This is a genomic window from Xanthomonas nasturtii, assembly GCF_023337365.3.
GTDB classification, from domain to species: domain Bacteria; phylum Pseudomonadota; class Gammaproteobacteria; order Xanthomonadales; family Xanthomonadaceae; genus Xanthomonas; species Xanthomonas nasturtii.
In genome coordinates this window covers 480,121-492,754 of the sequence record NZ_CP142084.2, presented here as the reverse complement: position 1 = coordinate 492,754, position 12,634 = coordinate 480,121, and the positions used below count along the sequence as shown (strand labels likewise).

Annotated in this window: 9 protein-coding genes; 4 read left to right on the top strand and 5 right to left on the bottom strand. The window is 65.3% G+C overall.

From position 1 onward, the window contains the following. Nucleotides 1–22 precede the first annotated feature (22 nt). Together M3O59_RS02105 and hppD are read right to left on the bottom strand one after the other, a co-directional pair. Nucleotides 23–415 (bottom strand): endonuclease domain-containing protein, encoded by a 393-nt coding sequence (locus M3O59_RS02105; RefSeq protein WP_082925767.1) that lies wholly within the window; start codon nt 413–415, stop codon nt 23–25. A 284-nt stretch (nt 416–699) separates the two neighbouring features. Further along, entirely contained in the window at nt 700–1,815 is a 1,116-nt protein-coding gene (gene hppD / locus M3O59_RS02100; RefSeq protein WP_181920632.1) for a 4-hydroxyphenylpyruvate dioxygenase, read from the bottom strand. Between the two features lie 121 nt (nt 1,816–1,936). Here hppD and M3O59_RS02095 point away from each other — a divergent pair, with 121 nt between their 5' ends. Continuing rightward, nucleotides 1,937–2,425, top strand: coding sequence for a MarR family winged helix-turn-helix transcriptional regulator (locus M3O59_RS02095; protein WP_064633172.1), 489 nt, complete (start codon nt 1,937–1,939; stop codon nt 2,423–2,425). 289 nt (nt 2,426–2,714) lie between these two features. On the opposite strand, the gene M3O59_RS02090 is transcribed toward M3O59_RS02095, so the two are convergent. The 3 genes from M3O59_RS02090 to M3O59_RS02080 all read right to left on the bottom strand — a co-directional run bounded on the left by M3O59_RS02090 (nt 2,715) and on the right by M3O59_RS02080 (nt 6,279). Next, complete coding sequence (locus tag M3O59_RS02090) at nt 2,715–3,305, bottom strand: thioredoxin family protein (RefSeq protein ID WP_064633171.1); 591 nt, start codon at nt 3,303–3,305, stop codon at nt 2,715–2,717. An 11-nt stretch (nt 3,306–3,316) separates the two neighbouring features. Then, nucleotides 3,317–4,837 carry a peptide MFS transporter gene (locus M3O59_RS02085; RefSeq protein WP_064633168.1) on the bottom strand — a complete coding sequence of 507 codons (1,521 nt, stop codon included), beginning with the start codon at nt 4,835–4,837 and terminating at the stop codon, nt 3,317–3,319. 545 nt (nt 4,838–5,382) lie between these two features. Further along, on the bottom strand, nt 5,383–6,279 hold the full coding sequence (locus tag M3O59_RS02080; RefSeq protein ID WP_116906493.1) for a tryptophan 2,3-dioxygenase: 897 nt from the start codon (nt 6,277–6,279) through the stop codon (nt 5,383–5,385). A gap of 438 nt (nt 6,280–6,717) precedes the next feature. Between M3O59_RS02080 and M3O59_RS02075 the strand changes: the two genes are divergently transcribed. The 3 genes from M3O59_RS02075 to M3O59_RS02065 all read left to right on the top strand — a co-directional run bounded on the left by M3O59_RS02075 (nt 6,718) and on the right by M3O59_RS02065 (nt 12,634). Beyond that, nucleotides 6,718–10,305, top strand: a complete 3,588-nt coding sequence (locus tag M3O59_RS02075) for a lamin tail domain-containing protein (protein ID WP_249054400.1) — start codon at nt 6,718–6,720, stop codon at nt 10,303–10,305. Nucleotides 10,306–10,482: 177 nt separating this feature from the next. Then, nucleotides 10,483–11,571: a pyruvate dehydrogenase (acetyl-transferring) E1 component subunit alpha gene (gene pdhA, locus M3O59_RS02070; protein ID WP_116906491.1), complete on the top strand. Its 1,089-nt coding sequence runs from the start codon at nt 10,483–10,485 to the stop codon at nt 11,569–11,571. Continuing rightward, nucleotides 11,564–12,634: an alpha-ketoacid dehydrogenase subunit beta gene (locus M3O59_RS02065; RefSeq protein WP_064633163.1), complete on the top strand. Its 1,071-nt coding sequence runs from the start codon at nt 11,564–11,566 to the stop codon at nt 12,632–12,634. The genes pdhA and M3O59_RS02065 overlap by 8 nt, the downstream gene beginning before the upstream one ends.

Sequence of the window (12,634 nt, the reverse complement as noted above, 5' to 3'; positions counted from 1 at the left end):
TGTGCCCCCACAGGGGCTGGAATTAAGCCCCTCTCCCCTCGGGAGAGGGGTTGGGGTGAGGGTACGGTGTAGCGACCATCTTGCAGATCGTCTCAACCACCGCATCCAGCGAAAGCAATACATCGTTGTTCCAGAAGCGCAGCACTGTCCATCCCTTCGATTGCAGCCACCGCGTCCTTGCCTGATCGCTGGATGCTTGGTGCTGCGATCCATCCAGCTCAACAACCAACGCCGCATCGATACAACAAAAATCTGTGATGTACGGCGGAATCGGATGCTGACGTCTGAACTTGAAACCTTGTAGTTGATTGCTGCGTAAACAGCGCCAAAGTGCGCGCTCTGCGTCTGTCATCTCACTGCGTAATGCACGTGCGTGGGTGCGCGTAACAGTGGGTAATGGCGGTTTGATTTTCATCGCTCCACCGTACCCTCACCCCAACCCCTCTCCCGTGGGGAGAGGGGCTTCAGCAACGTACGTTTTCATCACTCTGTGTTGTCAGACACATGCGTTGCTTGGCGCGCGCGCGATTGGCTGCTACATGCGACTTGTCTGTGTAATTCGCCTGATCCATACCAAAGCTCCGCCTGATTTAACAAGCTGCGGCGTTAGGCATCACAACGAATGCCACTGCAAACCCGCACCGACGCAGTTAATAGCACCAACCACAAATCCCGAATTGCGAATCACCAATCCCAGACTTACAGCACCCCACGCTTCATCTGGTCGCGCTCGATGCTTTCGAACAACGCCTGGAAGTTACCCTCGCCAAAGCCTTCATTGCCCTTGCGCTGGATGATCTCGAAGAAGATCGGGCCGATGCAGTTGGTGGTGAAGATCTGCAGCAGCTTGCGCTGTTTGGTGTCCACGTCGGCGTCGATCAGGATCTTGTTGCGACGCAGGCGCTCGACGTCTTCGCCGTGGTCGGGGATGCGCAGGTCCACCACGTCGAAATAGGTGTCCGGCGTATCCAGGAAGCTCACGCCGGCAGCGCGCATCTTTTCCACGCTGGTGTAGATGTCGTCGGTGAAGCAGGCGATGTGCTGAATGCCTTCGCCCTGGTAGGCGTCCAGATACTCGTTGATCTGGCTCTTGGGGTCGGACGATTCGTTGAGCGGGATGCGCACGATGCCGTCCGGGGCGGTCATCGCCTTGGACACCAGGCCGGTCTTGGCGCCCTTGATGTCGAAGTAGCGGATCTCGCGGAAGTTGAACAAGCGCTCGTAGTAATCCGACCAGCGCTGCATGTTGCCGAAATACAGGTTGTGGGTAAGGTGGTCGATGAAGGTCAGCCCGAACCCGGCCGGGTGCTGGTCGGCGCCTTCGATCGGCTCATAGTCGGCATCGTAGATGCTGCCCGCATCGCCGTAGCGGTCCACCAGGTACAGCATGCAGTCGCCGATGCCCTTGACCACCGGCGCCGGCACAGCGCGGGTGTCGGCCTTGTCCTGCACCGCTGCGCCGCCATTGCCCAGCACCGTCTGCAGCACGGTCTCGGCCGGGGTACGGAAGCGGATCGCGAAGCCGCAGGCGCAGGGTCCGTGCGCGGCGGCGAAATCGGCAGCGAACGCATCGGGGTCTTCGTTGAGCAGGAAGTTGACCCCGCCCTGGCGATAGACGGTAATGGGGCGGCTGCGGTGACGCAGCACCGCGCTGAAGCCCATCTTGCGGAAATAGTCGTGCAGTTGCGCCGCCTGGCCGGCCGGTGCGGCGAACTCGACGAATTCGAAGCCGTCGATGCCCATCGGATTGTCGAAGGTGGTGACCTGCATACCCGGATCCGGGCGCGCTGCGGTGGTGTTCGGTTGTGCACTCATCGTCGTTTCTCCACGCTGGGGGGCCGCAGGGCTATGCGGAGTAGCAGAAGACCCGCGAGAATGCGCAGGCCACCCTCGGTTTGTAGTTGCAAATGAAACCAAAATCAAGACACAGTGCAACATGAGCGATCTCGACGCCCCCCATCCGCCGCAACATCCCGTGCTGCTCAACCTTGAGCAGTTCCTGCCGTATCGCCTCAGCGTGCTGTCCAACCGCATCAGCAGCAACATCGCCAAGGTCTACGGCGATCGTTACGGCATGGCGATTCCCGAGTGGCGGGTGATCACCATCCTGGCGCTGTATCCGGGTTCTTCGGCCAGTGAGGTGTCCGACCGCACCGCGATGGACAAGGTTGCCGTCAGCCGTGCGGTTGCGCGGCTGCTGGAACGCGGCTTCATCCGCCGCGAAACCCATGGCGACGACCGCCGCCGTTCGATGCTGGCGCTGTCGCCGGCCGGGCGCCAGGTCTACGAGACCGTCGCCCCGCTGGTCAACGAGATGGAACAACGGCTGATGTCGGTGTTCAGCGCCGAAGAACAGCAGATCCTGGAAAAGCTGATCGACCGGCTGGCCAAGGACGGACTGCCGCGCATGGCGGGTAAGGACTGAGCAGCGCTGCGCGGTGAGCTGCTGCGTGCAGCCTTTGCAACGCGCGGTGGCTGATCCAGGTGCAGAGGTGTGAGACGCCGGCACAACGCTGGCGTCGATGCTGGACCCGCGGCGCCGTGGCAGCAGCACGTCTGCTGCCGTTTACGCTGCCACCGCCAGCGATGCGTCATCGGGTGATGTAGAAGCCAGCGCGCGTGGCAGCCCCTGCGCATGTGCAATGTGCGCCGGCACTCTGCAAACAAAACCCCCGCAGCAGTGCGGGGGTTTTGTTTGAGGCGTCCGCGGGACGTCAGGCCTGCGGCGGCGCCCACTGCTTGAGGAAGTCGAACAGCTTCCTGCGGTCGAAGCCCTCGCCCTTGCGCAGCTCAGGACCGGCCTGGGTGGTCAGCAGCTTGCCGTCGCTGTCCAGCACCAACAGCGACGGATAGTCGTTGAGCTGGGCGAACGCCGACAGGAATGCGGCATTTTCATTGGCCGCATCGCGGTTGACCTTGACCACCACGAAGTGCGCGTCGCGGAAGCTGCGCAGCTCGGCATCGCCGCCCATCAGCTCGTCCAGCGCCTTGCATGGCTCGCAGGCCGCGTTGCCCACGTTGAGCACGATGCGCTTGCCACCGCGCTTGGCCTCGACCTTGGCGGTCTCCAGATCGGCGGCCGGATCGCGCGAAGGGTCGTACTGCGCATTGAGCGCGGCAGCCGCGGCAATGTCCGCAGCGGTGGGCGTGTTGCCCGAGGACACCGGCTGGCTGGGATCGGCGCTGGGCGGCTTCTGCATCGACGTATCCAACGGCCGTGGCGCTTCCTGCTGGCTGCTGGTCTGCCCGCAGGCACTCAGCACACCGGTCAGCAACAGGCCGCAGACAAGGGGTTTGATCGACATCGCTGTTCTCCTCACTTCACACCATGCATCAATTTGTTGATCAGCGGCGCGATCAGGAACAGCAACGCGCCGGCGCCCATCAGCGCCCAGAATCCGAAGGTATACCCGCCCAGCGCCGAGGACACGCTCATGCCTTCGTTCCCGCTGACATGGCCGGCGAAAATGCCCGACAGGTTGTTGCCGATGCCGGTGGACAAAAACCAGCCACCCATGCCGAAGCCGACCAGCCGCACCGGGGCCAGCTTGGTCACCATCGACAAGCCGATCGGCGACAGGCACAGCTCGCCGATCGACTGGATGACGTAGACCATGAACAAGGTCCAGAACGGGATCTTGCCGGCGTCGTTGACCAGGCTGGACAGCGCGAACATCAGCAGCAGGAACGCCAGGCCGTTGAACAGCAGGCCCAGGCCGAACTTGCGCGGAATCGACGGATTGAAGCGGCCGGACTTGACCCAGATCCAGGCGATGATCGGTGCCAGCGCGATGATGGCGATGGAGTTCACCGACTGGAACCACGCAGTCGGGAAGGTCCAGCTGCCGAAGTTGCGGTTGACGATATTGTCGGCCAGGAAGGTGAACGAGCTGCCGGCCTGTTCGAAGAACATCCAGAACAGCACGTTGAAGGCAAAGATGATCAGCATCGCGATCACCTTGTCGCGCTGCACCTTGCCCTCGCGGATGCCTTCGACCAGCAACATCACCGACAGGCCGACGAACAGCACCGTCAGCACGATCTGCAGCACGTCCGCACCCACGGCGAGCAGGAAGTACACCACCGGAATCGCCAGCACGCAGCCCACCAGCACCATCAGCACGCGGCCGATGCCTTGCGCATGCGGTGCCGGTGCGCCGATGCCCTTGAGCTGGGCGCGGCCGATCCAGAACCACACCAGGCTGATCAGCATGCCCACGCCGGAAGCCATGAACACCATCTTGTAGGACGGCATGGCCTCGGTGCCGAACACCTTTTCGGCCAGCAACTGCGTCAATACCGGCGAGATCATCGCGCCCAGGTTGATGCCCATGTAGAAGATGGTGAAGCCGCTGTCGCGGCGCGGATCAGCCACCGAATACAGCTTGCCGACCATGGTGGAGATGTTCGGCTTGAACAGCCCGTTGCCCACCACCACGGTGGCCAGGCCGATCTCGAACATGGTGTGGTCGGGAATGGCGATCAGGAACAGGCCGGTGGCCATCACCGCTGCGCCCACCAGGATCGAGCGTTGGTAGCCGAGCACCCGGTCGGCCACGTAGCCGCCGAAGATCGCCGCCGCGTAGACCAGCGCCAGATAGGCGCCGTAGGTGCGCCCCGCTGGCGCCTGGCCGGTGGCATCGCCATTGAAGAACTGCGCCACGATGTACAGCACCAGCGCCCAGCGAATGCCGTAGAACGCAAAGCGCTCCCAGAATTCGGTCATGAACAGCATCCACAGCGGCCGGGGGTGGCCGAGCAACGTGGGGAACTCGGGAGGCGCCGGCGGCTGCGGCGGAGTGGAAGCGGATGTCGGCGCAGTTGCGTCAACGCTCATGTGGTGTCCCTTGCGTATTCAGTAATGGCTGGGTGCACCAGGGCCGAACCCTGGGCGACGCGCGAGGATCACTTAGACGTCATGTACGCGTCAAATTCGCCGGAGTCGGCGGCTTGATGGCGGTGGTTGGATTGGGCGGGATTTGGCGGGTGTGACGGGCTCCCACCAGCGTGTGCGAGACCATTTCCTAGGATGGTGCCGAGGCGTCTGCTTCAGCAACGACCACCACCACCCTCATCTGCTATCGCCGCCGTGCCGTCCCTTCTCCCATCGGGAGAAGGTGCCCGAAGGGCGGATGAGGGTGCGGTGCCGCTGGGTGGTGCCGGTTGCGTGACTCGCCTTGGAAATCTGGCTGATCTATGAGGATGAAGCCCGTACCCTCACCCCAACCCCTCTCCCGCCGGGAGAGGGGCTTTCAGCGCGCTCCAACTTACCGCACTGCGCAGCTTTCGCTTCGCTGAGCATCTTGCCCTGCTCAGCTTCTCGCGCTGCTCGGTTTGGCGCCCTACTCAGACTTTTTCGCCCTGCGCGGCCTGGCGCCCTGCTCAGTCATTCGCAGCGTCCGCACTGCCCTGCGGTGGGCGGCTGTCCACGCCCACCGAGGTGCGCACGTCGAACAGTTCCGGGAAGAACGTCAGTGCCAGGGCTTGCTGCAGAAAGCCGACGCCGCTGGAACCGCCGGTGCCGCGCTTGAAGCCGATCACCCGCATCACCGTGCGCATGTGGCGAAAGCGCCACAGCTGGAATTGGGTTTCCACATCCACCAGGTCTTCGCACAGCGAATACTCGCGCCAGTAGCGGTCGGTGTTTTCGTAGATGCGCTCGAACACCGGGCGCAGGCTGTCGTCGACCACGTGCGCGGCGGTCCAGTCGCGGGCCTGGTACTGCTGCGGAATTGCGTGCCCGAAGCGCGCCAGATAGCGCAGGAATTCTTCGTACAGACTCGGCGCTCCCAGCACTTCGCGCAGCCGCGCCTGGCCCTGCGGGTCGTAGGCGAATACCTGCAGCATCTGCGGGTTCTTGTTGCCCAGCAGGAACTCGATGTAGCGGTATTGCAGCGATTGAAAGCCCGACGACGGGCCAAGCACATCGCGGAAGCCCATGTATTCGCTAGGCGTGAGCGTCTCCAGCACCGACCACTGTTCGGTGAGCTGGCGCAGCACCTGTTTGCTGCGCGCCAGCACCTTGCGGCATTGCCAGACCTCGTCGCGCTGCAGATGCACGATGGCCGCGCGCAGTTCGTGCGCCAGCAGCTTCAGCCACAGCTCGGAGGTCTGGTGCTGGATGATGAACAGCATTTCGTCGTGATGCGCCGGCTCGGACAGGGGCTGCTGCGCAGATAGCAACTGGTCCAGCCGCAGATAACCACCGTAGGTCAGCCGCCCCTCCAGATCGGTGTGGATGCCGGGTTCCAGGTCACGCAGGTTCTTGTCGACGGGCATGGCGCAGCGCTGAAGATCGGGCCACGCAGGGTAGCGCAGCGGCCGGGATTCGGGATTCGGGATTCGGGATTCGGGATTCGGGAATGGCGAATGGCGAATGGCGAAGCGTATTCGGCCACGGCCATGGCCGGCCTTGGCTGGCTGCTTGCAGCCCCGGCGGGATTCTTTGAGGGGATCGGGCCAGCGCTACCTGCGCAGGGGCCTTGCAGGCAGCCCATACGCACGATTCACACACCCAGCCCTCCGCGTCGAGACCGCTTCTTTTCACCTTTGAACCACCCAGCACGGGTCCGGCGCGGTCGCAGCCACTGCGCCGCTGTCACCGTATCGTCAACCTAGGTCTGCAAATTCATGCAGAATCGAACGGCGCTGCCGGCCAGGGACGTGGCCGGACCAGGGGAGCGTTTCACGTCTCAAGGATCAGGGGACTCTCATCTCATGCATGTGTTGCAGCGTCGTGCAGCCGTAGTTTTGTGTGCGCTGGCCTTTGCCGGCCACGCCAATGCCCAGGTCGTCATCAGCCAGGTTTACGGCGGTGGCGGCAATAGCGGCGCCACCCTCCGCAGCGATTTCATCGAGCTTCACAATATCGGCAGCACCACGGTCAGCCTGGATGGCTGGTCGGTGCAGTACGCCTCGGCTGCCGGCAGCAGCTGGCAGGTCACCCCGTTGGCCGGCACGGTGCCGGCCGGCGGCTATTACCTGATCAAGCAGGCCGATGGCAGCGGCGGCAGCGTGGCGCTGCCCACCCCCGATGCCACCGGCACGCTGGCCATGAGCGGCACCGCCGGCAAGGTGGCGCTGAGCAATAGCGCCTCCGCGCTGAGCGGCACCTGCCCCACCGGCAATGCCGATCTGGTCGGCTACGGCAGCACGGCCAGCTGCGCCGAAGGCAACGCGCCCACACCGGCCCCCAGCAACACGCTGGCGGTGCTGCGCGGCAATGAAGGGTGCACCGACACCGACAACAACGCGGCCGACTTCGCCACCGGCGCGCCGGTCCCGCGCAATGCCGCCAGCCCCGCGCGCCTGTGCAGCGGCGGCGGCCAACCGATCGCCACGCTGGCCGATGTCAGCCAGGCCGAAGGCAATACCGGCACCCGCAGCCTTGTGTTCACGCTGAGCCTGAGCCAGCCGGCCGGCGCGGGCGGGGTGAGCTTCAGCGCCGCCACCGTCGATGGCACCGCCACCGCCGGCAGCGACTATGTCGCCCTACCCGCCTCCAGCGTCCGCATCGCCGCCGGCGAGCGCAGCGCCAGCATTACCGTGGAGGTGCTGGGCGACACCACGCCCGAACCCGACGAAACCTTCGCGCTGCAGATCAGCGGCCTCACCGGCGCGTTGCCGGCCACGCTGAGCGCCACCGGCACCATCCTCAACGACGATTTCAGCCTGCTGCCGATCCACGCCATCCAGGGCAAGGGCGCCCGCTCACCGCTGGACGGCCAGGTCGTCGCCACCTCGGGCATCGTCACTGCACGCCGCAGCGCCGGGTTCTTCCTGCAGGCGCCGGATACCGAAGCCGACGCCGACCCGTCCACCTCCGAAGGCGTCTACGTCTACACCGGCAGCGCCCCGCCGGACGCGGCCGCCATCGGCAACCGGGTGCGCGTGCAGGGCACGGTGATCGAATACGTGCCCACCGCCGACCCGACCCAGCCACCGCTGACCGAGATCGGCGGCAGTGTCACCGTGCTGGCCGATTCCACCGGCAACCCGTTGCCATCGCCGGTGATGCTGCGTGCGGACTTCCCCAACCCCAACGGCGCCTATGACCAGCTCGAAGCGCTGGAAGGCATGCGCGTGGCCGCCGCCAGCCTCACCGTCAATGCGCCCACCGGCGGCAGCGTCAACGAGACCAATGCCACGGCCACCAGCAATGGCGTGTTCCATGCGGTGGTCACCGGCGTGCCGCGCGCCTTCCGCGAGCCGGGCGTGCAGTTGCCCGACCCGCTGCCGGCCGGCTCGCCAGCCGGGGTGCCGCGCTGGAATACCAACCCGGAGGTGATCGCGGTCGGCAGTGCCGGCGTGGGCGGCGAGCGGTTGGATCTGGCCTCCGGCTGCATGGCGTTCAATGTGGCCGGCCCGCTGGATTACAGCTTCCGCCGCTACACGCTGTACCCGGAACGTACCCCGCAGGTGGCCTGCAACGATGCGGATAAACCGCGTCCGGCACCGCTGCCGCAGGCTGACGACGTGGCCGTGGCGACCTACAACATGGAGCGCTTCTTCGACGACCAGAACGACCCGGCGATCGGCGAACCGGTACTCACCCCGGCCGCGTTCCAGGCCCGCCTCAACAAGGCCTCGCTGGCGATCCGCAACTACCTGCACACGCCCGACATCCTGGGCACGGTGGAGGTGGAAAACATCAGCGTGCTGCAGACCCTGGCTGCGCGCATCAACGCCGATGCCATCGCCTCCGGCCAGCCCAATCCGCAGTACGTGGCCTACCTGCAGGAAGGCAATGACGTCGGCGGCATCGACGTCGGTTTCCTGGTCAAGACCGCCTGGGTCGCCGGCGGTGTGCCGCGGGTGGAAGTGCTCTCCATCGCCCAGGAAGGCAAGACCGCCACCTGGACCGAGCCGGCCGGCGGCGTGAGCCTGCTCAACGACCGCCCGCCGTTGGTGCTCACCGCCAACGTGCATCAGGCCGATGGCCGCACGCTGCCGCTGACCGCCATCGTGGTGCATCAGCGCTCGCTCAATGGCGCCGACACCGACGATGCCGCCGGCACCCGCATCCGCGCCAAACGCCAGGCCCAGGCCGAATATCTGGCGCGCCTGCTGCAGACGCGTCAGCAACTGAACCCCGACGAGAAAGTGCTGGTGATGGGCGACTTCAACGCCTTCGAGTTTAACGACGGCTACGTGGATGCGATGGGCACGGTCACCGGCCGGCCGGCGCCGGATGCGCAGACGGTGGTGGGCGGCGATGGCGCCGATCTGGTCAACCCGGATTACACCGACCTGACCTGGTTCAACACGCCCGACCAGAGCTACTCGTACGCCTTCGACGGCAACATGCAGTCGCTGGATCACATCCTGGCCAACGATGCGTTGATGCGCACGCCGCAGATCGCCTCGCTCTCGGTCGGCCATGCACGCATCAATGCCGATTTCCCCGGCACCGCGCGCAACGATGCCAATACGCCCATGCGCTTGTCCGATCACGATCCCACCGTGGTGCTGTTGCGCATGACCAAACAGGTCAATGCCGACCTGGGCGTGGCAGTCACGGCCGCAAGCGCGCAGGTCACCGAAGGCGAGCGCATCGACTACACCGTGGATGTGGAAAACCGCGGGCCGGATCGGGCACCGTTCACCGCGCTGGCGCTGGTGTTCGACCTGCCGGTGCGGGCACGTGTCACAGCGCCGACGGGCTGGATCTGCCAGAACCAGACCAATGCCACGCAGACCACGTTTACCTGCAATCTGCCCGCATTGAATCCTGGCGCCATGCAGAGCTTTGCGGTGCAACTGGATACTGGCTCGGAACTGGCAGGCCGCACCTTGACCCTGGCTGCATCCGTGGCCTCGCAATCGCCTGATCCGCAACCCGACAACAACACCGACACTGCGGCCGTTACGGTGCAGGCACGGCCGCAACCCCGCAGCGACCTGGCGGTGCGTTTCGACGGCCCTACCAGCCTGCCGACCACCGCCTTCAATGCGAGCTACCGCGTGCTGGTGAGCAACATCGGCGCCGCACCGGCCACCGGTGCCAGCCTGGTGATCGAAGGCAACACGGTGTCGGCGTTGTCGCAGCTAGCGGCCCCGCAGGGCTGGCGTTGCGACAAGCAGGTGCAGTCGCTGCGCAGCGCCCGCTTCGTGTGCAGCACGGCAACGGTGGTATTGCCCGGCGCCCAGGCAGCCTTCCAGCTCACCGTCGCGGCCAAGCCGATCCCGGCCGAACGCGCGGTGCGGGTGCAGGCCACTGCCACTTCCAGCTCGCCCGATGCCAATCCGACCAACAACGCTGCGCTGATCGTCACCCCGATCAGCGGAGGTGACGGGCGTCGCTGATCGCAGTGCAACACGTCGCAGTTCTCAACTGCGACAAAGGGCGCGGCCTGGTCCGCGCCCTTTTTTTTGTGCAAGCCAGCATCATTGTGTGCTGCGGTGCAGGACAGCGTTTTGCTTCGCCGTCCTTAACATGGCAACTCATATCATTTGAAACTTCTTGGTGAAGGTGTCGTCGCAATGAGCGTAGCCGCGCAGTTCGAGATCGACTATCTGCAATACATGGACGCGGACGGCCACTGGGTCCGCGACGACCTTCCGGCCGACGCCGCCAACCCGCAAACCCTGCTCGCCCTGTTCAAGCGCATGTTGTTCGTGCGTACCTTCGACACCAAGTCGGTGGCCCTGCAGCGCACCGGCAAGCTGGGCACCTACGCCGCCTGCATCGGCCATGAGGCCACGCACGTGGGCATTGGCGCATCGATGCGCAGCGGCGATGTGTTCGCGCCCAGCTACCGCGAGTACGGCACCATGTTCGAACGTGGCGTGCGCCCGCGCGATGTGCTGCTGTACTGGGGCGGCGACGAGCGCGGCAGCGATTATCCGCGCGATGCCGATGCGGCAATCGACTTCCCGATCTGCGTGCCGATCTCCACCCAGTGCCTGCACGCGGCGGGCTCGGCGCTGTCGTTCAAACTGCAGAACAAGCCGCACGTCGCGGTGGCCTGTTGCGGCGACGGCGGCAGCTCCAAGACCGACTTCTACGCCGCGCTCAATTCGGCCGGCGCCTACAAGCTGCCGCTGATCCTGTGCGTGATCAACAACGGCTGGGCGATTTCGGTGCCGCGTTCGGCGCAGACCGGCGCGCAGACGCTTGCGCAGAAGGGCCTGGCCGGCGGGCTGCATTGCCTGCAGGTGGACGGCAACGACCTGGTTGCCGTGCTCGAAGCGATGCGTCAGGCACGCGTGCGTGCACTGGCCGGCGATGGCGGCACGGTGATCGAATTCCTCACCTATCGCCTCTCCGACCACACCACCGCCGACGATGCGCGGCGTTACCGCGGCGAAGAAGAGGTCAAGCAGGGCTGGGCGCGCGAGCCGCTGCTGCGCCTGCGCCGTTATCTCACCGCGCAGGGCCTGTGGGACGAGGCGCAGGAAACCGCCTGGAAGGCCGAATGCGGCGCGCGCGTGGATGACGAGGTCAACGCCTATCTCAACACGCCGGTGCAGCCGGTCGAAGCGATGTTCGACTATCTCTACGGCGACCCGCCGGCCGAGTTGCTGGCACAGCGCGCAGAAGTGATGGCGCTGGAGACGCGTCATGGATGAGCTCACCCATGTGCACGCAGAAACCTCCCAGCACGCCAGTGCCCCTTACAACGCTGCAGCAACGCGCGGAGAGAGTGCCATGAGTTCGCCCATCACCCTGATCGAAGCCATCACCCAGGCGCTGGCCTGGGAGCTGGAACACGACCCCGCGGTGCTGGTGCTGGGCGAGGATGTCGGCGTCAACGGCGGCGTATTCCGCGCCACCGCCGGCCTGCAACAACGCTTCGGCAGCGCGCGCGTGCTGGATACCCCGCTGGACGAAACCACCATTGCCGGCCTGAGCGTCGGGCTGGCTGCGCAAGGCATGAAGCCGGTGGCCGAAGCGCAGTTCGACGGCTTCGTGTATCCCATGGTCGACCATCTGATCTGCCATGCCGCACGCCTGCGCAACCGCACCCGCGGCCGCCTGCACTGCCCGATGGTGCTGCGCGTGCCGTGGGGCGGCGGCATCCGCGCACCGGAACATCACAGCGAAGCCAACGAAGCCATCTTCACCAACGTGCCCGGTTTGCGCGTGGTGTTGCCGTCGTCGCCGCAGCGTGCGTACGGCCTGTTGCTGGCCGCGATCCGAGACCCGGACCCGGTGATCTACATGGAGCCCAAGCGCATCTATCGCCAGTACAAGGAAGTGGTCGCCAACGATGGCGAAGCGCTGCCGCTGGATGTGTGTTTCGTGCTGCGCGACGGCACCGATGTCACCCTGGTCACCTGGGGCGCGCAGGTCAAGGAAGCGCTGGAAGCGGCCGACAAACTCGCCGGCGAAGGCATCAGTGCCGAAGTCATCGACGTGGCCACGCTGCGCCCGCTGGACTTCGACACCATTGCCGAATCGGTTGCAAAGACCGGCCGCTGCGTGATCGTGCAGGAAGCCCCGCGCACTGCCGGCTTCGGCGCGGAAATCGCTGCGCAGCTAGCCGAAAAATCCATGTACGACCTGGTGGCTCCGGTGGAACGCGTCACCGGTTACGACACGCATATCCCGCTGTTCCGGCTGGAAATGAAATACCTGCCGAGCGTGGAGCGCATCGTGACCGCGGCGCGGCGCGCGGTGGCTGCCGGCTGA